Annotated in this window: 17 protein-coding genes; 15 read left to right on the top strand and 2 right to left on the bottom strand. The window is 57.1% G+C overall.

The window, feature by feature from the left end:
- Positions 1-83: 83 nt before the first annotated feature.
- Together HMPREF1631_RS06030 and HMPREF1631_RS06025 are read right to left on the bottom strand one after the other, a co-directional pair.
- Entirely contained in the window at positions 84-2,093 is a 2,010-nt protein-coding gene (locus tag HMPREF1631_RS06030; protein WP_052047184.1) for an AMP-binding protein, read from the bottom strand.
- A 132-nt stretch (positions 2,094-2,225) separates the two neighbouring features.
- A complete protein-coding gene (locus tag HMPREF1631_RS06025) occupies positions 2,226-4,445 on the bottom strand; it encodes an AAA family ATPase (protein WP_034233819.1) in 2,220 nt (739 codons plus the stop codon).
- Between the two features lie 272 nt (positions 4,446-4,717).
- Between HMPREF1631_RS06025 and HMPREF1631_RS06020 the strand changes: the two genes are divergently transcribed.
- From HMPREF1631_RS06020 to ftsZ, 15 genes are all read left to right on the top strand, one after another.
- Positions 4,718-5,860 (top strand): PAC2 family protein, encoded by a 1,143-nt coding sequence (locus HMPREF1631_RS06020; RefSeq protein WP_034233591.1) that lies wholly within the window; start codon positions 4,718-4,720, stop codon positions 5,858-5,860.
- Between the two features lie 50 nt (positions 5,861-5,910).
- Complete coding sequence (gene dinB, locus HMPREF1631_RS06015) at positions 5,911-7,146, top strand: DNA polymerase IV (protein WP_034233589.1); 1,236 nt, start codon at positions 5,911-5,913, stop codon at positions 7,144-7,146.
- 62 nt (positions 7,147-7,208) lie between these two features.
- Positions 7,209-7,607, top strand: coding sequence for a DUF3040 domain-containing protein (locus tag HMPREF1631_RS06010; protein WP_034233587.1), 399 nt, complete (start codon positions 7,209-7,211; stop codon positions 7,605-7,607).
- Positions 7,608-7,827: 220 nt separating this feature from the next.
- Entirely contained in the window at positions 7,828-8,259 is a 432-nt protein-coding gene (gene mraZ / locus HMPREF1631_RS06005; RefSeq protein ID WP_034233585.1) for a division/cell wall cluster transcriptional repressor MraZ, read from the top strand.
- Between the two features lie 113 nt (positions 8,260-8,372).
- Positions 8,373-9,392: a 16S rRNA (cytosine(1402)-N(4))-methyltransferase RsmH gene (gene rsmH, locus HMPREF1631_RS06000; RefSeq protein ID WP_034233583.1), complete on the top strand. Its 1,020-nt coding sequence runs from the start codon at positions 8,373-8,375 to the stop codon at positions 9,390-9,392.
- Positions 9,389-9,781, top strand: a complete 393-nt coding sequence (locus tag HMPREF1631_RS05995) for a hypothetical protein (protein WP_034233580.1) — start codon at positions 9,389-9,391, stop codon at positions 9,779-9,781. Before rsmH ends, HMPREF1631_RS05995 begins: the two co-directional genes overlap by 4 nt.
- Positions 9,782-9,815: 34 nt before the next feature.
- Entirely contained in the window at positions 9,816-11,618 is a 1,803-nt protein-coding gene (locus HMPREF1631_RS05990) for a penicillin-binding protein 2 (RefSeq protein WP_052047183.1), read from the top strand.
- 123 nt (positions 11,619-11,741) lie between these two features.
- A complete protein-coding gene (gene murF / locus HMPREF1631_RS05985; RefSeq protein ID WP_034233579.1) occupies positions 11,742-13,175 on the top strand; it encodes a UDP-N-acetylmuramoyl-tripeptide--D-alanyl-D-alanine ligase in 1,434 nt (477 codons plus the stop codon).
- Positions 13,172-14,257, top strand: a complete 1,086-nt coding sequence (mraY, locus tag HMPREF1631_RS05980) for a phospho-N-acetylmuramoyl-pentapeptide-transferase (protein ID WP_034233576.1) — start codon at positions 13,172-13,174, stop codon at positions 14,255-14,257. Before murF ends, mraY begins: the two co-directional genes overlap by 4 nt.
- The gene (murD, locus tag HMPREF1631_RS05975; protein ID WP_232215456.1) at positions 14,239-15,852 is read left to right on the top strand and encodes a UDP-N-acetylmuramoyl-L-alanine--D-glutamate ligase; all 1,614 of its coding nucleotides are present in this window, start codon (positions 14,239-14,241) and stop codon (positions 15,850-15,852) included. Before mraY ends, murD begins: the two co-directional genes overlap by 19 nt.
- Positions 15,849-17,141 (top strand): FtsW/RodA/SpoVE family cell cycle protein, encoded by a 1,293-nt coding sequence (locus HMPREF1631_RS05970; RefSeq protein WP_052047182.1) that lies wholly within the window; start codon positions 15,849-15,851, stop codon positions 17,139-17,141. Before murD ends, HMPREF1631_RS05970 begins: the two co-directional genes overlap by 4 nt.
- Positions 17,134-18,249: a glycosyltransferase gene (locus HMPREF1631_RS05965; protein ID WP_034233574.1), complete on the top strand. Its 1,116-nt coding sequence runs from the start codon at positions 17,134-17,136 to the stop codon at positions 18,247-18,249. The genes HMPREF1631_RS05970 and HMPREF1631_RS05965 overlap by 8 nt, the downstream gene beginning before the upstream one ends.
- The gene (gene murC, locus HMPREF1631_RS05960; RefSeq protein WP_034233572.1) at positions 18,249-19,622 is read left to right on the top strand and encodes a UDP-N-acetylmuramate--L-alanine ligase; all 1,374 of its coding nucleotides are present in this window, start codon (positions 18,249-18,251) and stop codon (positions 19,620-19,622) included. Before HMPREF1631_RS05965 ends, murC begins: the two co-directional genes overlap by 1 nt.
- Positions 19,619-20,461: a cell division protein FtsQ/DivIB gene (locus HMPREF1631_RS05955; RefSeq protein ID WP_034233570.1), complete on the top strand. Its 843-nt coding sequence runs from the start codon at positions 19,619-19,621 to the stop codon at positions 20,459-20,461. The genes murC and HMPREF1631_RS05955 overlap by 4 nt, the downstream gene beginning before the upstream one ends.
- Before the next feature lie 116 nt (positions 20,462-20,577).
- The gene (gene ftsZ / locus HMPREF1631_RS05950) at positions 20,578-21,741 is read left to right on the top strand and encodes a cell division protein FtsZ (RefSeq protein ID WP_034233568.1); all 1,164 of its coding nucleotides are present in this window, start codon (positions 20,578-20,580) and stop codon (positions 21,739-21,741) included.
- Positions 21,742-21,768: the final 27 nt, after the last annotated feature.

Here is a 21,768-nt window from a genome sequence, read left to right as displayed (position 1 = left end):
GCCTGTTGCTGCGGAATACGCTCGGTTTGCGGGTGGGTGGCTCCGGGCCGGGGTCCGGGATTTTCGCCCGGCGTTTTCCGTGTTTATTTCTGTTCTTCCCGGCTGCCTGTATCTCCCGCTTTCCCTGTTTTGTTCCGCAGCCACTCAAAGAATGTATCGGTGCTGAATCCGTGGTGTGCCGCTTCCTTCTCCACTTCTTCTTTTTTCACTTCCGTGTTTCTCTTTACCTGCTCGGTCAGCCAATTTTTAAATCCTTCCAAAGTGGCATTGTTGTTTTCCAGCCACTCTTTCCAGTCTTCGGCCGAGCTGTTTGTTTTTTCCCGCAGAGTCTGCAGGTAGGAATCCAGAATTTCGGCGGCGTTGGATGAAGCCTCGCTGAGTTTCTGACGCAATTCACCGGAAATCAGCTGGAAATTCTGCAGCTGGTCGCGGACATTTCTGCGCATAACTTTCCCCAGCTGGGAGCGCGGAAGATCGTCCAAAATCGCGATGGCTTTCGGCATTGCGTAGTGGGAGAGTTTGGATTCGCTCCATTTGCGCACAGCGTCCAGGTCCACTGCCGCACCCGGTTTGAGAACCAGGGCCGCGACAACCATTTCCCCCAGAGATCCGTTGGGCATTCCCACCACGGCCACGTCTTCCACGCCGTCCATATCGCGTATCGCCTGTTCCACTTCGGAAGGGTAAACGTTAAATCCGCCGTTGATAATCATTTCCTTACGGCGGTCTGCCATCACAATAAATCCGTCCGAGCAGGTGACCAAATCGCCCGTGCACAGCCATCCGTTGTGGAAACACAGTTTCGTTTCCTTCGGATCGTTGAAATATCCGGGAAAAACCTGCGGGCCGCGGACCAGAAGTTCTCCCACTTCTCCGGGCGCCACATCCAGATCCGGATTTTCCGGATCCGCAATTCTGATTTCCGTGGAGGGCAGCGGGACTCCCAGCGTGGAAGGGCGGCGGTTCGCATTTAGCGGAGATGCGCACAAAACAGGGCTGCATTCGCTCATCCCGTAGCCTTCAATCAGGAAGCCGCCGGTAAATTTTTCCCATTCTTCGGCCAGTTCCCGGGGCAGCGGCATTGCTCCGCTGACCGAAAATCTGATTGAGGGCAGCGAAGAAATCTGTTTTTCGTGTGCCACTTTCAGAATTCTTCTGAACATGGGGGCGACGCCGCATAGGAACGTGATCGGGTGGCGGCTGTTGCCGGCCAAAAGCAGTTCCGGATCGAATGCGGGAAGCATAACCTGGGTGGCGGCCAGGGAGACGCAGACCGACAGAGACAGCTGCAGTCCGAAAGCGTGGAAGAATGGCAAAACCGCGCCCACGGTTTCCTTTCCCCGTTTAAACGAATCGAGCCAGAGCAAAACCTGGGCGGCGTTGGAAACTATGTTGCGGTGTGTCAGCGCCACCGCTTTCGGTGTGCCCGTCGTGCCGCCGGTTTGGATCAGAACGGCAATGTCGTCCTGCCCGGAGTGCATTTCGGGATGGAAATGCATCGGATAGGCCGCCGCCACCCGGTCGTCCCAGGAATATGCCTCGGGAGGAACTTTGCCGCGCATTTTCGCACGCTGTTTTTTTGCCGCTTTGATCGGAAGTTTAAGCAGAAACTGCGATTTGCGGGGAAGTGCCCTGGTGATGTCGACGGCCAGGCAGGTGTATGGGCGCAGCACGCCCGCTTTTGCCAGCTTTTCCGCGGTCTGCTCCCATGCCACCACCACACGCGGGGATATTCGCTCCAGCTGTTCTTTCAGCTGTGCGGGCGGGGCGAGCGGATTGTGTTCGGAAACAACGGCACCCAGGTAGGACAGGGCGTAGAATGCGACATAATGCTGGGGGCAGTTGGGGAGCATCAGGGAAACGGCATCCCCCCTGCGCACGCCGCACATACTGAGCACGGAAGCGGCGCGCTTTATCTGTTCGTACAGTTCTTTGTATGTGAATTCGCGTCCGAGGAAATCAATGGCGATGTTTTGCGGAAAATCGTGTACGGCCGCTTCAAACACGTCGGATACCGTGTGTGTGGGCGGAATGATCCGCGTCGGTACCGTTTTGGGATAGTGTTTGTGGGCCTCTTTAAGAAGATCGTTCATTGTCCCTCCGAAGATATTGACACTAACTAGAATTATGACGATTTTTTATGTCGGGCGTCAATTCGCAGTCCGTATGGTTCTTCACACTGTCCGCTTCCCGAGAAGAATCCGGGTAATTATCCGAACGCAAAATCACCCGCACTGACCCCGGGTGTGCCCGGCGCGGCGGCGGATTATCACAAGATGCCTGGTTGCGCGGGTGAGAGCCACATATAAATCGCCGGGGGCATTTTCTGCAATTTCCTTTTCCCCGAGCAGAATGACGACGTCGTATTCCAGGCCTTTTGCGCCCTGCGGCGTCACGAACCGCACGCGCGCGTCGGAGGAGGGAAATTTCAGCTGTCCGGACAGGGACTTCGGTGCGATCACGGCCACCGTTCCCAATCCCGTTCCGTATTCCCCGTCGAGATAGCGCAGCTGCCCGGCAACCGTGTCTTTCACTGTTTTGCGCAGTGCGGAAAGATCCGCTCCGGGATCTGCCGTGATCTCGCGCAGACTGTTTGGAATGTCGCGCGCGGCGCGGATAGGATCCACGGCAATTCCCAGCCCGCGCATTTTTTGTGCCGCATAATTTAAAATTGTTGCGGGAGTCCGGTAGCTTACAGACAGTTTCTGCACGCTGAGGCTGTGGTCCTTTTCCCCGAGCAGATCCTGCCAGCCGCCTTTTGGCGCGCCTGCGGTGCGCTGGTCAAGGTCTCCGACAACCGTCATCGAATGTTTCGGATTGCGCCGGAAAATCATTCTCCACTGCATTTCGGTCAGCTCCTGGGCTTCGTCCACCACCACGTGTCCGTAGGTCCACGAACGGTCTTCCGCGGCACGCTGCGCCGTCGATGTGTAGCGTGCCGCGGGCCGGTGACGCTGCGCAATGGTTCGGGCACTGACAATTCCCCCGCCCAAACCCATCGCCGACATCGTATCGCCGATATAGGCGTCGAGATTCTTTTCCTCGGAGGCGGCAAGCTCACGCCGCCGCTGTTCACAGTTGTCGGTCAAAGGCCCGAGATGCATTGCCAGTTCGTCGAGAATTGCGATGTCGGCCCGGGAAACACCGCTTCCCTTCGCGCGGTACAGCAATTTGCGCTGTCGGGGACTCAGCTCGGGCGCGATCTGCGCAAACAGTGCCGGGCGGGCCAGAATGTGTTCCAAAAGCCACAGTGGGGATGCGGGCAGCCAGTGCAGGTTTATTTCCCGGCGGATCTGCGGATCGGAGGCGATGTCGGTGTAAATCCATTCATGGCTTTTCAAATCGGTTTCCAGCCGTGCCGCCAGTTTTTCCGCCAACAGAGTGACCAGTGTTTTTGCGTATATATTGCGCGCTTCGTTATGCGGTTTTCCGCTGCGGCGCGCGCGTTCCGCGGCCCGGGCAACCTCATGGGGGCGCAGCGAAACGGTTTTTCCCGATACGCGGAAAGCCACGGCGTGAGTCAGGGGGCGCTGCAGAATTTGGCGCACGGCGCGCGCGCATATCTTTTTCCAAATTCCGTTTCCCTTCAGCGCGGCTGCCTCTTCGCCGTCCGTGTGGTCCGCACGGATGCCGGGCAGCAGCTCAAAGACGGTGCGTGAAACTACGCCGGATTCCCCCAGAGAGGGGAGCACGCGTTCGATGTAGCGCAAAAACTGCGGCGAGGGACCGATGATAAGAACGCCGGAATTTTCCAGCTGTGCGCGGAAAGTATAGAGCAGGTATGCGGCGCGGTGCAGCGCAACGGCTGTTTTTCCCGTGCCCGGGCCGCCCTGTACCACCAAAATTCCCTGTAGGGGAGAGCGGATAATCCGGTCCTGCTCGGCCTGAATCGTGGAGACGATATCTCCCATTCTGCCGTCGCGTGCCCTGTTCATTGCGGCAAAAAGAGCGCCTTCGCCCGTCAGGGGGAGGGCTTCGGCGGTTTTTGACGAAGTGTCCAGCAGTTCGTCTTCCACGCCGACCACGGTTCTGAATCTGGTCTGAATATGACGCCTGCGCGTAACTCCCTGCCGGTCAACGGGTGTCGCCCGGTAGAAGGCTTCGCATTGGGGTGCGCGCCAGTCTGTGAGAATAATGTTTTGCCTCGGGTCGCGCAGCGTGGTGCGTCCGATATGCGTGCGGGAACCGGAATCGAATTCCAGGCTGCCCAAAATGAGCCTGTTTTCCACGGTTTTCAGCCGGGTGATGTTGTCTTCGTAATGCCCGGCAAAAGAATCCCGTTCGCTGCGGGCCGCCGGCGTGCCGGACGCTCCCCGGCCGCGCGTGCGTTCCAGCTGCTTTGTGTATCCGGCTATCTGCCGGTCCAGATTGGCGTAGGCAAAATCGGCAAAATGCTGTTCTTCGGCGATTGCCTCCCGCTGCGTCTGCAAACATTCTTCGGGCACGGAATCGGATTCTGATGCGGAATTGGGACGCACGGAAAAATTCGCTTTCTTCTGTTGAATTAAACGGTTTTTACATTGCCTGCGTTTCGTGGCAGTTCCTCAATTATCGCCGATTTTGGACGGGATGTCATCTTTGTGCCGGCAGCTTTTTTCCGTTGGGCGAAAAATAAGCTGTTGGGAAAATAACGGACGGATCTGCGGCGGAAACGTTTTTCCCACGGTAGGTCACGCTACAATATAGTATCGAAAAAATAGGCTGAGAGGAGAGTCCGGTGCCGCATCTGTTTAGATATGAGCCGATTAAATCGGGAATTGAAATTGACTCGCTTCTTATCAACCTCCTTGATCCCCTCGTGGACGCAGGGCACGTGATGCAGGCACTGGATGCTGCGATATCAGATTTGGATTCGGCTGAGATTGCCTCTTTCGACAGCGATGAAATTTTTGATTACCGTGCGCAGCGTCCGATAGTTACCTACCGGGACGGAAAAATTGCCGATTTCGTTACGGCGGCACTGAATCTGAAGCTTGTCACGGATATCAGAGGCGTTAATTTTCTCTATCTGTGCGGGCAGGAACCGGATTTCAGATGGGCGGAAATATGCCGGGATTTAATCCGGATTGTGAAGGATTTTCGGGTGAAAAAGGTGTTTTCCTTTGCGGCGATGGCGGCCGCGGTGCCCCATACGCGTCCTGCCGATATGCTTCTGCGCTCGACGAAATTCCATCCCGGGGTGAAATATGTGCAGGGTCAGGCGGAGCATTATGCCGCACTGAGCGATTATTTTGAATTTGCGGCGGCAAAGGACGATCTGTCGGTGACAAATTTACGGGTTCGGGTTCCTTTTTACATCGCGCAGTCCGGCACGCCTTTTATTTCGGGAGCCCTGGCTTTGGCGAAAATGACGGCCGACCTGGGCGGGCCGAGTCTGCCCCTGGGCGACCTGGAACAGTTTGAGGACAGGCAGGAGCAGGCTTTTGCGCAGCTTATGGATTCCGGCGGGGATATCGCGCAGTTGGTTGCAAAACTGGAAGAAGAGTACGACGCAAATCCGGAAGAAATGAGGTTTGCCAGTACTTCCGAGGACGGAATCAGGGTGCCGACTTTTGAGGAAATCGGTATTGCCGCAGAGCGTTTTCTTGCCGGCCAGACGGGGAATCTGCGGGATAAGCTGGCGTCTTGCGAAAGTGAAAAAAACAAATTCGGGAAAAACAGAATTTCCGCGATGACCAATACCGCAGATGCCGGGCCGCGGCGGAAACGCCGGGCAAAACACGCCGCGGAGAAAACCGATCTTTCGTCTTCGCCCAAAGCCTGCGCCGCAGAGAGAAAAAATGTGCGGGGCTCAAATGATGCACAGATTTTGCCGCAGGGGAAAAACTCTCCCCGGCGAAGAGGGAAACACCACTACTGATTTTGGGTATTCCACGGGACGGAAGGCCGGTGTTCGGTGAGGAAAAATAAGTGTCGCGTACGCTGCGGAATGTGAATATGAAACGCGATTGGGGAAGCGACGATTCGCAGACCCCGATTTTGCACGTGGATATGGATGCCTTTTTCGTATCTGCGGAATTGCTGCGCAATCCGCAGCTGCGCGGGAAACCGGTTGCCGTGGGCGGCGGGGAGCGCGGCGTGGTTGCCGCCGCTTCCTATGAGGCACGCCGTTTCGGAGTGAATTCCGCCCTTCCTCTGTTTCGGGCTGTGCGGCAGTGTCCCGATTTAATTATTTTACCTGTTGACATGCGGTTTTACCGGGAACTTTCAAGGCAGATTATGGATATTTTTTCGCAGTTTACGCCTGCGGTTGAGCAGATTTCGGTTGATGAGGCGTTTTTGGACGTGCGCTCGGCCGGGAAACTCTTCGGTTCTCCCCGGGACATTGCCGTTTCTCTCCGCCGGCGGATAAAACGGGAAGTGGGCGTACCCGCATCCGTGGGAATTGCCAACACCAAGCATTTGGCAAAACTGGCTTCCGCGTACGCCAAACCGGATGGGATGCTGCTTATTCCCGCGCACCGTTCCCATGACTTCCTGAACGAACTGTCGGTCGGCGATCTGTGGGGAATAGGCGGCCGGAGCGCGGAAAAACTTGCCCGTTTCGGCATTACGTCCGTGCCGGATGTGCTGGCGGCACCTGCGCGGCAGCTGCAAAAAATTTTGGGTACCGCTTTGGGCGGGAAAGTGCTCGCTCTGGCCGAGAATAAAGACTGCCGGGAAGTTGTTCCGCGCAAATGTGAAAAATCCATCGGCAAAGAACATACATTTGCCCGGGATACGGATTCCGTCCCGGAAATTCTGCGCGCTATTCTGGCTGAAAGCCATTTTTTGGGGCATAGGCTGCGCAGCCGGAATATGTATGCCTCCGCGGTGGGAATAAAAGTTAAATTTGCCGATTTTACCTGCGTGACCCGCTCGGCCGCGGCCGCCGTCCCCGGCTTTTCCGGGGCGGATATATACCGCAGTGCCGTTTCGCTGTTTGACCGGCTTCTCCCGCTGAAGCAGAAAGTCCGCCTGGTAGGCGTAAAGGCGGAACGCCTGACCGGTGCCGCCTCGGAATTCCAGCCCGCACTGGATGCGGACGACCGCAGCGGCAGAATCGAATCGGCGCTCGATGAGGTACGGCGGAAATTCGGCGCAAAGAGTGCCGGTTTTGCCACACTGTACGGCGAAGACGGGAAAAATACAGGATTTGCTTTCTGACTGTTTCTTTTTGGTCGGATTAGATATTCTTAAAGAAGCGGACAACCGAAGGAGAAGTGGACATGGCTTTGTCTGAGTATGAGCGGAAGATGCTCGAAGAGCTGGAGTCGCAGCTTAAGTCCGGAGATTCCGAATTTCGCGAGGGGATCAACGGTGATATTCCGCGCCCCGGACAGGCGCTGCATTTGGGGGTTGTGCCAAGAAATCTGATTATCGGGCTGATTGTTGTCGTGTGCGGGCTGGGAATTGTGCTGCTCGGTGTTTCTGCGGAACTGGTTCCTGTAGGTGTGCTGGGAGTTGCCGTTATTTTTGCCGGTTTCTGGTATTTAAGCAATGGTTTTGTGCGGCGCGTGGGGCCGGGCAGACCGCGGAAAAAAATGCATCCTCCGGCGGGTGCCGATTTTATGCAGAAGCAGGCGGAGGAATGGATTCGCAGACTGCAAAATCGTGACAGGCACTGATTTTTTTTCACAGCGGGGCGGGCAGTTTTTCTGTCCGCCCTGTTTTTTGCGTCTGCCCGCCCTGTTTTTGCATGAATACGGAAAACGCAATTGAATTCCTCCACGCTATTTTTCCTTGTTTTTACGCCAAATTATTAACTTTATGCGCCGTGTTTTGCTTTGTTTATGGTGCAAAGTGGTGTAAAGTGGAGACATAGCCGATTTCGAGTGGAGGTGTGAAGTGTTCCTTGGTACGTACGAACCCCGGTTGGACGACAAAGGACGCCTGATCCTTCCCGCGAAATTCCGCGACCGGCTGGACGGCGGATTGGTTATTACCCGGGGCCAGGAACACTGTCTGTACGTGTTTTCCCGGGACGCATTCTCGAAAGTGCTGGAAAAACTGCAGCAGGCCCCGCTGACGTCGAAACAGGCGCGCAGCTATACGCGTGTGTTTCTTTCCGGCGCAAACGATCAGGTTCCGGACCGTCAGGGACGGATCACCATTCCGGCAATTCTGCGCGGTTATGCGGACCTGGAACGGGACCTTGTGGTGATCGGCTCGGGAGACCGGGTAGAAATCTGGGACCGGAAAGCCTGGAATGACTATCTGGCAGACAATGAAGCGCAGTTTGCGGATCTGGAAGACGAGATCATCCCCGGAGTGCTCTAGGTGTGTGATTTCCGCTTGGTCTTGAAGCGATTCCCCGGCGGCAGGACAAAGCGGAAACCAGGCATCTGGAACGGCGGAACGGTATCGGATATAACACGGAAAGGTGCACTCAGGTGGGAGTTTTAGATGCACGCGGCAATGCCCTGCACCGGCCCGTCCTGCGCGATTTGTGTGTGGAACTGCTTTCGCCCGCCCTGAGCGAAAAAAATTCTCTTTGCGTGGACTGCACGTTGGGGCTGGGCGGGCATACGGAAGCGATTCTGCGTTCCTGCCCGGAAGCCACGGTGGTGGGTATCGACCGCGATCCCCAGGCCATCGAACTGGCATCGCGCAGACTGGCTCCCTTTGGCGGACGTTTCATTCCCGTCCGTGCCACCTATGACGGAATTGCCGATATTTGCGCGCAATATGCCCCGGAGGGGAAAGCGCAGGCGGTTCTGATGGATTTGGGGGTGTCTTCGCTGCAGCTCGACGCGCGGGAACGCGGATTTTCCTACGCGCACGACGCGCCTTTGGACATGCGTATGGATCCGGATCTCGAAGTGAGCGCCGCAGATATTGTGAATAACGCTTCGGCCGGGGAACTTACCCGGATTCTGAAAGTGTATGGGGAAGAAAAATTTGCTTCCCGGATTGCCGGAGAAATCGTTTCCCGCCGTGCGCGGCAGCCTTTCACGGGAACGGGGGAACTGGTGGAAGCCGTGCGCCGCGCACTGCCGGCAAGAGCGGTGCGCACCGGCGGAAATCCCGCAAAACGTACGTTTCAGGCAATCAGAATTGCGGTAAATTCCGAGCTTGAAGTGCTGCAGAGAGCGCTATGCTCCGCTTTGGACGTATTGGCCGTACATGGGCGTATGGCTGTGGAATCCTATCATTCTTTGGAAGACCGCATCGTAAAGAACGCCTTTCGCCGCGGACTGGAAGACACCACTCCGGCAGGTCTGCCGGTGAGGCTGGAGGAGCACAGTCCCTATCTGCGCGAATTGGTTCACGGTGCATTCCGTGCCCCGGAAACGGAAATTGCCCGCAATCCGCGCAGCGCATCCGTCCGGCTGCGGGCGGTGGAACGTATCCGCCGCACACCGGCCCATCTTCACCATACAGACACTAAATTCAACGGAGGTCACGCATGAGTGTACAGTCAGCAGCGGCGTATCGGAATGTAAATACCGCAATACGCCGGAGTACGGATACTCCCGGACTTTCCGTAGTGCCCGCCCCGGCTCCCTCCGGAGGGTTTTTCGGCACGCTTATCCTCTGCACGGCGATATTCCTAACAGCGGTAATTGCGGCATTCTGCCTGAATACAAAGATGGTGGAAGGCGCCTACGAGGTGCGGACGATGAAAATGGATCTCTCCCGGGTCGAATCCGATGCCGAGGCCCTTTCTACCGCGGTGATGTCCCTTTCCACTCCCGACAGACTGCAGAAAAGCGCCTCCGATTTGGGGATGGTGCCCGCCGCGGACGTTAAATATCTCGATTACAAAAGCGGCAAAATAACCGCGGAGGAAAAGCGCTGAAACCGGCATACGGCATAAGGCATGTGAACCGAACATGACAGTTACCGGCAGGGAAAGACAGGCAAACGCCCCGACACGCCGTCGTCTGGGGCATATTCTTGCTGTAATTGCCGTGGTTGCGCTGCTGTTGTTTGCGCGGCTGATAATGCTGCAGATTTTTCAGGCCGATTCCCTGGCACAGACCGCTTCGGCATTTCGTTCCCGTTCCTACACGCAGGAAGCGCTGCGGGGCAGAATTTTGGATTCCGAAGGGGGAGTACTGGCCGGATCCGGGGCAAAATACAATGTGCGGGCGGATCAGAAAGCCGTTTCAGAATATGTGAAGTACGGCAGCGACGGAAAAATCAAAAGCGCCGGTGCGGTTGCGGTGGCCGAGGAACTGGCTCCGATACTGGGTATGGACCGTGCCGAACTGGGCGGAATCTTAATCTCCGGGAAAAGGAAGAATCAGTGGCTGCTCCTTGCCAAAGGGCTGAGCACGGAAAAATGGAGAGAAATAGAGAAAAAGAAGATCCGCGGAATTTTCCCCGAAAGGTATATGGAAAGAATTTATCCCAACGGCACGGTTGCCGGATCGGTGCTCGGATTTGTGGGGAAAACCGAGCAGGGCGACACCGTGGCGGGGCGCGCGGGAGTAGAGCAGTCCATGAACAGCGTGCTGACGGGCAAAAACGGTAAACTTACGGTTGAAGTCGGTCCGGACGGAACAGTGTTTCCGCAGGCAAAACGGAGCGAGACGCCGGCGGTAAACGGGCGCGACATTAAACTGACCATCAACCGCGACCTGCAAAAACTTTCGGAAAATTTACTGCACGATACCGTGGAGCGCTACGGGGCGGACTGGGCCTCGGCAGTGGTTGCAGAAGTGGGAACGGGACGTATTCTTGCCCTTGCCGACAGCGGAACCTACAATCCCGCGGATGTGGCAAAAAATATGCCCAAATCCTTTACGTCTCCGGCGGTGGGCTCGATTATCGAACCCGGTTCCGTGGGGAAGGTGGTTACTTTTTCCACGGCGGTTGACCAAAACAAAGCAAAGCCTCTCGACACTTTTACGGTTCCCTATCAGATCACGATGCCGAACGGAGAAGTGTTTCATGACGATGAGCAGCATCCCACGCAGCGAATGACGATGGCGGGAATTGTGGCAAAATCGCTGAACACGGGCACGGTACAGATAGGAGACAGGGTACCTGCCGAAACGCGTTATGAATATCTGCGCAGATTCGGTTTCGGTGCGCGCACAGGTGTGGAGATCGGCGGGGAAGAGCCGGGTATTTTGCGTCCCGTAAAATCATGGGACCGCCGCGCGCGCTATACCACGATGTTCGGGCAGTCGTATGCCGTTACGCCGATTCAGCTTGCTTCGATGATTGCCACCGTGGCCGGCGGCGGAGTTAAATATCCGCTGCATTTAATCGACGGCGTGTATGGCGCGCAGGGAAATTTTGAACCGAAAGTTACGGGACGCCCGCAGCAGGTGCTGCGGAAAGAAACGGCAAAAACGATAATGGAGCTGCTTCAGGGCGTGACGAAAAAAGGCGGCACCGCGCCCGGCGCGGCAATTGACGGCTACAATGTGGCGGGCAAGACCGGCACGGCGCAGATTTTGGGCAGAGGCGGCACGCTTGCCGGAACGGTCGGTTCGTTCGTGGGAGCCGTTCCCGCGGAAAATCCGAAAATTGCCGTTGCCGTTTCGGTGCGTAAAAGCGGCGGGGTTGCCTACGGGGGAATGGTCGCCGCCCCGGTGTTTTCCGAGATCGGAAAATTCGCGATGCGGATGCTGAAAGTTCCTCCTTCCTCCGTTCCGCCTGCCGATCTTCCCTGGACGAGATAAATGCGGAAATCCGGGGGCCAAACACGGCAGACGGGAAATTAGAATTAAGTGCGCAGAGATAGATAATATGGAATATGCGGATGTCTGCATCGGGCAGCCTGCGTTATCGTATGAGGAGCAAAAATGGTGAATATGTCCCTTCGGGAACTGGTCCGTGCCTGTGAGGGGGAATTTTACGCAAAACAGGGTCCGGTGCCGGAAGGGGAAATAAGAGGCGTTGCGACCGACAACCGCAATGTGCGCGGCGGAGAGCTGTTTGTGGCAATTATCGGTGCAAACAATAACGGCAACCGCTATGCCAAAGATGCTTTGGAGAAAGGCGCGCGCGCCGTTCTTACCTCCGATCCGCAGACGGCAATAGCCTGCGGAGCGGAAGAAAAGTTTTTGATTGCGGTGCCCGATACGGTAACTGCTTTGGGGAAAATTGCGCATTACTGGCTTTCTTTTCTGCGTTCCCTGCCGGGGAGCAGGCTGAGGACAGTGGGGATAACGGGTTCTGTAGGCAAAACAACCACGAAAGATCTGCTGGCCGAAATGCTGCTTCCCCTCGGCCCGGTTGTTGCCCCTCCCAATTCCTTTAACAACGAGATCGGTTTGGCGCTTACCGTTTTGCGCGCGGATGAGCGCACCGTTTCCCTCGTTTTGGAGATGGGGGCGGATGCCGTGGGGAATATCAGATATCTGACTTCGGTTGCCCGCCCCGATATCGCGGTTGTGCTGACTGTGGCAAAAGCCCATCTCGGTTCATTCGGGAATTTGGAAACGGTTGCCCGCGCAAAACAGGAAATAGTGGAGGCCGTTCCTGCCGCGGGAGCCGTATTTTTGAGCGCGGACAACGAATATACCGTAAAAATGAAAGCGGCTTCGGCTGCTCCCGTTTATTTTTTCGCCGCCGATCCGAAAAACAGTTCTGCCGGATATGCGTGTGCGGTGGAAAATCTTTCCTCCGCGGGCGGATACGCGGTGGCGGATATGCGCCTGGGGAGCAGGAGAGTGCATTTCACACTGGGTTTGGCGGGAGTGCATCAGATTCACAACGCGGCCGCGGCGGCTGCCGTCGCTTCCTACATGGGAGTGGGGGATGAAGACATCCTGCGGGTGCTGACGCATCCCGGGAAAATCAGCTCCCACCGGATGGACGTGCGCCGGGTGGCGGGGAAAACCGTTATTGACGACTCGTACAACGCGAATCCGGCTTCCATGCGGGCGGGAATTCTCGCCCTGGGCGCAATCGGAAACGGATGCCGCGAAAAAATCGCTGTTTTGGGAGAAATGCTTGAATTGGGCGGGCACAGTGTTTCCGCGCACCGCAGCCTGGCCGGCGATCTGCGCGAAGCGGGAATCAATACGGTGCTGGCGGTCGGCGGGCTTTATTCCTATTTGGCGCAGGAGCTGAAAGGCACGGATATTAACTGCGTTACCTGCGAATCTTTGGCGGAAGCCGAACAGTGGCTGAAAAAGGAATTAAAACCCGGGGCGGCGGTTCTGTTTAAGGGATCGAACGGTTCGGGTATATGGAAACTTGCGGATAAAATGATGAATGGGGAAATTGCATGATTTCAGTTTTGGTTGCGGGGCTGGTTGCAATGGTGGTCAGCCTATGCGGTACGCCGCTTTTCATCAGATTTTTGCAGCGCCGTTCCTACGGTCAGTTTATCCGCGAGGACGGGCCGACCACGCATTTGGTGAAGCGCGGAACTCCGACCATGGGCGGAATTATGATTATTGCCGCCACGCTTGCGGGATATGCCGTGGCAAATCTCGTTTCGGAACGCCGCCCGGCGCCCTCCGGTCTGCTGCTTCTTTTCCTGATAGTTGGTTTGGGCGTGGTCGGATTTTTGGATGATTTTGCGAAAATCCGCCACGAACGCTCTCTGGGACTGAGTCCGCTGGCAAAAATGGCCGGCCAGGGCTTTGTGGGGATTGTTTTCGCCCTGGGTGCTCTGCGCTTCAGAAACAGGATCGGGCAGACTCCCGCAACTCTCAGCATCTCGGTAGTGCGCGATACGCCCCTGACTTTCGCTTTTGCCGGTGCCGCAGTGGGTTTTGTTCTGTTTGTGATCTGGGCGAATTTTCTGATTACCGCCTGGTCCAATGCCGTCAATCTGACCGACGGCCTGGACGGTTTGGCGGCCGGCGCTTCGGCGATTGCTTTTTCTTCCTATGTTCTGATCTCGATCTGGCAGTCCTATCAGAGCTGCAGCTCTCTGGTGCGGCTGGATCCCGGCTGTTACAACGTGCGCGATCCGCGCGATCTGACGATGATCGCCGCCGCCCTCGTGGGTGCGTGTCTCGGATTCCTGTGGCACAATACCTCGCCGGCGCGGATTTTTATGGGCGACACAGGATCTTTGGCGCTGGGGGGAGCGTTTGCGGGCCTGTCGATTCTCACCCAGACGGAAGTCCTGGCGGTCCTGCTCGGCGGATTGTTTGTTATTATCGTGTTCTCCGATGTAATTCAGGTCGGATACTTTAAACTGACGCATAAGCGGGTATTCAAAATGGCTCCGCTGCACCATCATTTTGAGCTGAAAGGCTGGAAAGAAGTAACGATCGTGGTACGTTTCTGGCTGATACAGATTTTGTGTGTCACAGTCGGAATTGCACTGTTTTATGCGGAATGGCTGGCGGCACAGTAATGCTTAAAATTTTGGGAAGCGCACAGTTTGACGGCAAAAAGATCGCCGTGGTGGGAATCGGCGTTTCGGGGCGCGCCGTCGTTAAGGCTCTGAATGAACACACCCGGGCTTTGATTTCGGCGTGGGACCAAAACGCGCGGGCGTTGGAGGAAGTGGCACAGTCCGTGCCCGATTCCCGGCGTTTCCACTGTGCCGAAGAAAAAGATCTGGCCGACGCCCTGCTTTCCTACAGACCGGATATTGCGGTGATTGCTCCCGGTTTCCGGGAAAGGGGAGCTGTCTGGGAGACACTGCGCCGGGCGGGTATTCCCATTTGGTCGGAAATTGAGCTGGCATGGCATCTGCGCCCGACAGACCCGCAGGGAAACAGTGCAAAATGGCTGTGCGTCACGGGCACGAACGGAAAAACGACAACGGTTTCCATGCTGGCTTCGATTGTAAAAGCCGCCGGGCTGGGCCACGACGCCGTGGGAAATATCGGTTCTCCCGCAATCACCGAAATAACTCGTCTTGACGATGCGGCCCGGGTGATAGTTTTGGAGCTGTCTTCATTCCAGCTGGCGGCCGTCCATTCGGTATCCCCCGCTTCCGCGGCAGTGCTGAATTTTGCCGATGACCACTTGGAGTGGCATTACGGCAGGGAAAGCTATTGGAAAGCCAAAGCCAACATCTACAACCGCGTGCAGTGCGCCTGCGTATATCCGGCCGACGATCCGCAGGTGCGGAAAATGGTGGATGCCGCGCAGGTGCGGGAAGGGGCAAGGGCAGTCGGAATTACCCCGGGGATTCCGCAGATCGGACAGATCGGCATGGTCCGCGATCCGTATACGGGCGACAACGTGGCGGTTGACCGCGCTTTCGGAAAGGAACGTTTTTTCTCGCATAAAGCGGTTCCCGAACTCTTTACGGCGGCGGACCTGGCGCATTTGATTCCGGGGGGAAGCGGTGAAGGCACTCTGCCCGTGCATTTGCTTAAGGACGCCCTGACCGCAGCCGCATTGGCGCGTTCCGTGGGAATTTCCGCCGAACACATCCGTCTCGGCCTGCGGGCATACAAACCGGGCGCGCACCGGATAGAACTGATTTCCCGGGCGGGAAATATCAACTGGATTGACGATTCAAAAGCCACCAATGCGCATGCCGCGCTGGCTTCTTTGCGGATGCAGAAGCGGCACAGCACCGTGTGGATTGTGGGCGGGCAGGCGAAAGGCGTTGATTTTTCGGATCTCGTGTCCGAGGCGGCCGACCGCGTGGGGGCCGTCGTCGTCATCGGTACGGATCAAAGACCGTGGAAGAAGGCTCTGGCACAGCTGGACGTGCCGACCGTATACACCGACGGAGACGTTTTGGATCCGATGCCGGATGCCGTGGAATCTGCCGCGCGCCTGGCAGAGAAAATCCGCACCGAAGGCACGCTGCCCTCTGTTTTGCTCGCTCCGGCATGTGCGTCCATGGACCAGTTCCGTTCCTATGCGCACAGAGGGGATAAGTTCCGGCGGGCAGTGGAAAATTATTTTGCCCGTTCCGCGCCGAATCCGCTCTCCGGGGCGGACCGGAAACGGAGGGAAAACGACGGACAGGCAGCGGAAAAATGAATCTGCCGCACAGACCGGGAGCGAAATCCCGCCGGGAGGAAGACGAAGGGAAACGTAACACGCATCAGGAGCGCCTGACGGATGCGGAAAAAGTGCGTGTGCGCCGGGATCTGGTGCAGCAGTCCCTGATTCTGATGCTGGCGGTGGTCACCGTGCTCACCGTGATCGGAATTTTTATGGTTTTTTCCGCCACCACGGTCGCTTCGATCCGTGCCGCCGACCGGAGCGCGGAGGGAACAAAACTGTTTTCCGTAGCCATTAAACATACCGTTTATATTCTGGCCGGTGTGTCGGCAGGTTTTGTGCTTGCGCATTTCACGCCGAAATTTTATTTCAGGCATTTCCGGGCCATTTTTGCCGCGGCTTTGATTTTGCAGCTCATGGTGATATTTTTCGGAAAAGAAATATACGGGAACAGGAATTGGCTGATGCTCGGGCCGGTGCAGATTCAGCCTTCGGAATTTTTAAAGGGTGCCCTCGTGATTTGGCTGGCAGCGGTTCTCTCGCGGATAAATGCCGCCGATCTGAAAAAAGAAACACTTACTGTTCCGGTGCTCGGTTTTATTTCGGCTACCGCGGCGGTACTCATTCCGGGAGATATGGGTACCGCTCTGATATATGTCGCAATCGGTGCGGGAATGCTGTGGGTAGCGGGAATCAGCCGAAAGTTCTTCCTGCGGAGCATGGTGGCAGCCGTTTTGCTTGCCGCGCTTTTTATTGCGTTTAAGCCTTCGCGTCTGGCGCGCGTAACGGGATTTTTCACGAATCTGGTTACGCTGCCGGATACGGTTGCGCCCACACAGTCGGAGTTTGCGCAGTTTGCTTTCGGCACGGGCGGAATGACGGGCGTGGGTCTGGGCGCGGGCAAAGAAAAATGGCTTGATCTGCGCGAAGCGCACACCGATTTTATTTTTGCCGTTATCGGCGAGGAGCTGGGGCTGTTCGGCACGCTGACCGTTCTTTTCCTGTTTCTTGTGCTGGCGTGGGTTTTTCTGCGTCTGGCGCTGAACCATCCGAGCCGTTTCGGGCAGCTGACAATTGCGGGGGCGGGTCTGTGGATCTGCGGGCAGGCTTTTGCGAATATGTGTGTCGTAACGGGACTGCTGCCCGTATTCGGTGTGCCTCTTCCCTTTATCTCGCAGGGAGGTTCGGCTGTGATCGCAAATCTGGCGATGGTTGCGGTGGTGGCGGCATTTTCCCTGTCTGTGCCCGGGGTGAGGGAGAGCATGAAGATCAGATCCGGAATAGTACATCGTGCCAAAGCGATAGTGAGGAAAAACCATGAATAGAAAAGTACGCTCGGCAGTGCTTGCGGGAGGCGGGACGGCAGGACACGTGAATCCGCTCCTGTCTACGGCAAAGATGATCCGAAATCTTGATCCGGAGGTAAAAATTTCGGTTGTGGGGACGCACGCGGGTCTGGAAACGGAACTCGTGCCCAAAGCGGGGTTTGACCTGTCCTGCATTTCGCGCGTCCCTTTTCCGCGCCGGGTGAACGGAGAAGCGTTTCTTTTTCCTTACAGGTTCGCAAAGGCGGTGCGTGAAGCGGGAAAACTGCTGGACGCCGCAGACGCGGATGTGGTTTTGGGATTCGGCGGCTATGTTTCCACCCCGATTTATCTGGCCGCGGCAAAGAGAAAAATCAGAATTGTGGTGCATGAGGGAAACGCAATGCCCGGTCTGGCGAATAAAGTGGGGGCGCGTTTTGCCGATGTCGTCGCGCTTACGTTTGCCTCCACGCCTTTGGCTGCGAAAAAGGGACGTACCGTAACGCTCGGTCTTCCGCTTCGCCCGCAGATTCTTCGTCTGACGTGCCAATCCGCAGCGAAGGAAATGCGCGAAGAGGCTCTGCGGCATTTCTCTCTTTCCCCCGACCGTCCGGTTTTGCTGGTTACGGGCGGTTCTCTGGGAGCTGCCCACCTAAATGAGGTATTTGCCCGGTGCGCCCAAGAGATTATTGCGGCGGGAATTCAGGTCCTGCATCTTACGGGAAAAGGCAAGCGGCAGGAGACGGAACGGATTTTGGCAGATACGCCCCGCCGCTACTATCGGGTTGTCGAATACTTAAATTCAATGGAGCAGGCGTATGCGGTGGCCGATTTGGCGGTTACGCGTGCGGGTGCGGGAATGGTATGCGAGCTGGCGGCTTTGGCAATCCCCGCGGTGTTTGTGCCTCTGCCGGTAGGAAACGGGGAGCAGGCGCTTAATGCCCGCGACGCGGTATCTGCCGGGGCGGCCCTGATGTGCCCGGATTGCGAATTTGACGCAGATTTTGTGCGCACGCGGGTGCTGCCGCTGTTTGCCTCCGGTTCGCCGGAAGGGATGAAGGCTGCGGCGCGGAAAACGGGAATGCCCGATGCGGGCCGGAAATTGGCAGAGACGGTGTTGGGAAGATAATGGAATTTCACTTAATCGGAATCGGCGGCGCGGGAATGTCGGTGGTGGCGGAGCTGCTTTTGGCGGAGGGACATTCCGTGACCGGCTCGGACCGCGAAGATTCGGCAAATATGCATTTTCTGAAAACTCTCGGGGCCCGGGTATACGTGGGGCACAGCGAAAAACATCTTTCCCCCACGGCAACGGTTGTTGTTTCTTCGGCAATCAAAGACGTGAATCCGGAGCTGGCTCTCGCCCGCAAACGGGGACAGCGGGTCTGGCACCGTTCACAGGCCCTGGCTTTCGCCGCAGGCAGCCGTGATTTTATTGCCGTGGCCGGCGCGCACGGGAAAACATCCACCACCGGGATGCTGGCTCTCGCACTTGAAAAATTGGGCATGGACCCTTCGACGGCGATTGGCGCAAGTCTTGCCGGAGGTGTGCCCGGCGGGCACCTGGGGGCGGGAAATCTGCTGATTGCCGAAGCGGATGAATCCGACGGATCCTTTTTGAATTACCGTCCGCGCGTGGCAGTGGTGACCAATATCGAACCCGACCATTTGGACCATTACGGATCCGCAGAGCGCTTCGAACAGGCATTTTTTGATTTTTCCCGCTGTATTGTGCCCTCCGGTCTGCTGATCTGCGATACGGACGATGCGGGGGCGCTGCGTTTGGCGCGGAAAGCCGAAGCGGCCGGAATCAGGGTTTGGACTTACGGATACGGGCAGCAGGCTGTTCCCGGGGCGGAACACGCGCGCATTGTGCGGTGTGCCGAGCGTGCTTCCGGTTTCGGGATCTGCGGCCGTGTTTCTTTCCGCGGGAAGGAAACCGGACTGGATATTCGGGTGCCGGGCGCGCATATGCTGGCCAATGCGGCAGGTGCCTGGCTGGTCGGCGTGGAACTGGGAGTCGCACAGGATGATATGGCCCGGGCGCTGAGCGCTTTTCACGGTGCGCAGAGACGTTATGAGCTGCGCGGAACCGTGCGCGGAATCCGCGTAATCGACGATTATGCCCATCATCCCACGGAAATCGAGGCAACTTTGCGCACGGCCCGTTCCCAATGCGCGGGGAAAGTGCGGGTACTGTTTCAGCCGCATCTGTATTCGCGCACCGCAAAATTCCGCGACCGTTTTGCCCGTGCCCTGCAGCTTGCGGATGAGGCGGTAATTACTTCCGCCTATGCTGCCCGTGAGGTCCCGGCCGACGGGTTGGACGGAGACGCGATTGCGGATCTTCTGCCGGGCAGCAGATTTATTCCCGACCATTTGGCTGCCGCGCGTCAGCTGGCCCGCGATGCCCGGGAAGGGGATATCCTGTTTACCATGGGCGCCGGCGATGTGACGGATATGGGCCCGGTTATCGTGCGGGAGTTGGAGAAAAACAGGTGAAGATTTCCCGTTTGGTGCGAAAAATTCCGCATTTCCGTTCCCCGGTCCGCCCGCGGGCCGAAGGGGGAAAAGACTGTGCCCCTGCTTCTGCCGCTGCAGGGCAGTCCGTAACGTCTTTGGAGTTCAGGCTGAGGGAACGCCGCCGGGAAACACTTCGCTACCGGCTGCGGATCGCACTGACGGCGTTCCTGGCGACGGCGATAGCAGGAGGTGCGGTGTGGTTTTTCTTTTTTTCCCCCGTGTTTGCCCTGCATCATGAACGGGTTCGGGTTACGGGTCTGTCTTCGCAGGTGCAGCTGTCCGAAGCGGAAGTGAAAAAGGTGGTGTCGCGTTACGACGGCACATCCGTATTTTTCCTCAGAAACAGCGGCTTGGTGCGCGATCTGCGCAGGATCCCCGAAATTTCCTCCGTTAAACTGCATATTTCTCCGTTTTCGCAGACGCGGATCGAAATTTTTCCGGCGCGGGCGGTGGTCTGTCTCAATGCCGCGGGCGGCTGTGTGCCGGTTTCGGAATCGGGGCAGAAAATAAGGGTCAGTGAGGATGTGCGGAAGAAACTGCCGCGGGCCGTTTCCCTTCCGGGGCGCAAATCGGGGATAAAAGCGGTAAAAGTACTGACCGGGGTGCTGAATGACCTGGGCGGGGAGTTGCGTGCGATGGTTAAGGAGCTGAGCGTTTCGGACAGCGGGCAGGTGTCTTTCACGCTGGTTCAGGGCGGAAAAGTAAATTGGGGTCTGTCCGGGGACGGTGCGGTAAAAGCCCGGATTCTGAAGGCTCTGCTCGCGGAACGGAAAAACTTCTATGACGTCTCCGTGCCCACGTCGCCCGTGGCCGGCTGAAAAGCTATTTCAACACGCCCGATAATATCGTTGATTCTTTTCCTTTTCCCCTTTACCTTTTGCGCGAGGTTAAAGTTTCAAAACTTCAAGTATAACTTGAAGTAATTGAAGGGGAAATGATGATTGCGTTAAATAATGCAGCCAATATCAAAGTTATTGGCGTCGGCGGCGGCGGTGTCAATGCGGTTGACCGGATGATTCAGGACGGCCTGGGCGGAGTGGATTTCGTTGCCGTAAACACTGATTCGCAGTCTCTGGCAAAATCGGAAGCGGAAACCAAACTGGATATCGGCCGGGATGTCTCGAACGGTCTGGGCGCCGGAGCCGACCCTTCCGTGGGGCGGCGGGCGGCCGAAGAAAATATTGAACTTCTGCGGGAAACGATTGACGGCGCGGATATGGTGTTTGTGACTGCCGGCGAGGGCGGCGGTACGGGCACGGGTGCCGCTCCCGTGGTCGCAAAAGTTGCGCGTGAACTCGGTGCCCTGACCGTGGGCGTTGTTACGCGTCCCTTCGGATTTGAAGGCCTGCAGCGTACGCGCAACGCAAATTCGGGCATTGCCGATCTGCGCGAAGCAGTGGATACCCTGATCGTGATCCCCAACGACCGTCTGTTGGAGATTTCGGAGGCGGAGATCGGAATTATCGAAGCTTTCCGGATGGCAGACGAGGTGCTCCATTCCGGTGTAAAGGGAATTTCCGATCTGATCACCAAACCGGGAGAGGTGAATCTGGATTTCGCCGACGTAAAGGCAATTATGAAGGATGCAGGCACGGCTTTGATGGGGATCGGAACCGCTTCCGGTCCGGACCGTGCACTGTTGGCGACGGAGAATGCCATTTCCTCTCCGCTGCTCGAGGCGCGTATCGACGGCGCGCACGGCGTTTTGCTTGCTTTCACCGCTTCCACCGATCTGAGTCTGCGGGAGTTCTCCGACGCATCCCAGATGGTAAAGGAAGCCGTAGATCCCAACGCAAACATTATTGTCGGTCTGATGGTTGATGAACAGCTGGGCGACGAACTGCGCGTAACTGTGATCGCGGCAGGTTTTGACGAAGCAAATGACTATCTATACGGGGGAGATTCGGACCGCCCGCAGCCGGCTGATATTCCGGCGCAGGCCAAGCAGAGCGCGGATCCCCTGTCCGCGCCGGTTTCCGAGACGCAGTCCGTTCCCGCGGCGATTGATGCCGAGCCGCAGACATCCCGTCCGCGCCCGGAAGAACACCGCCGCCCGGATCTGGATATTCCGCCGTTTTTGTTTGAGGACGAGATCTAGGAACCGCCGCGCCCGGCCGGTCGGGAA

This window comes from Arcanobacterium sp. S3PF19 (assembly GCF_000758825.1).
GTDB lineage: Bacteria > Actinomycetota > Actinomycetes > Actinomycetales > Actinomycetaceae > Arcanobacterium_A.
This window is presented reverse-complemented; position numbering and strand designations above follow the sequence as displayed.

Bases quoted from the DNA above. Each gene is read 5' to 3' on its own strand.
- HMPREF1631_RS06030 (WP_052047184.1), bottom strand. From the start codon at position 2,093: ATGAACGATCTTCTTAAAGAGGCCCACAAACACTATCCCAAAACGGTA.
- HMPREF1631_RS06010 (WP_034233587.1), top strand. From the start codon at position 7,209: ATGGCTTTGTCTGAGTATGAGCGGAAGATGCTCGAAGAGCTGGAGTCG.
- HMPREF1631_RS05995 (WP_034233580.1), top strand. From the start codon at position 9,389: ATGAGTGTACAGTCAGCAGCGGCGTATCGGAATGTAAATACCGCAATA.
- HMPREF1631_RS05990 (WP_052047183.1), top strand. From the start codon at position 9,816: ATGACAGTTACCGGCAGGGAAAGACAGGCAAACGCCCCGACACGCCGT.
- murF (WP_034233579.1), top strand. From the start codon at position 11,742: ATGGTGAATATGTCCCTTCGGGAACTGGTCCGTGCCTGTGAGGGGGAA.
- mraY (WP_034233576.1), top strand. From the start codon at position 13,172: ATGATTTCAGTTTTGGTTGCGGGGCTGGTTGCAATGGTGGTCAGCCTA.
- murD (WP_232215456.1), top strand. From the start codon at position 14,239: ATGGCTGGCGGCACAGTAATGCTTAAAATTTTGGGAAGCGCACAGTTT.
- HMPREF1631_RS05970 (WP_052047182.1), top strand. From the start codon at position 15,849: ATGAATCTGCCGCACAGACCGGGAGCGAAATCCCGCCGGGAGGAAGAC.
- HMPREF1631_RS05965 (WP_034233574.1), top strand. From the start codon at position 17,134: ATGAATAGAAAAGTACGCTCGGCAGTGCTTGCGGGAGGCGGGACGGCA.
- murC (WP_034233572.1), top strand. From the start codon at position 18,249: ATGGAATTTCACTTAATCGGAATCGGCGGCGCGGGAATGTCGGTGGTG.
- ftsZ (WP_034233568.1), top strand. From the start codon at position 20,578: ATGATGATTGCGTTAAATAATGCAGCCAATATCAAAGTTATTGGCGTC.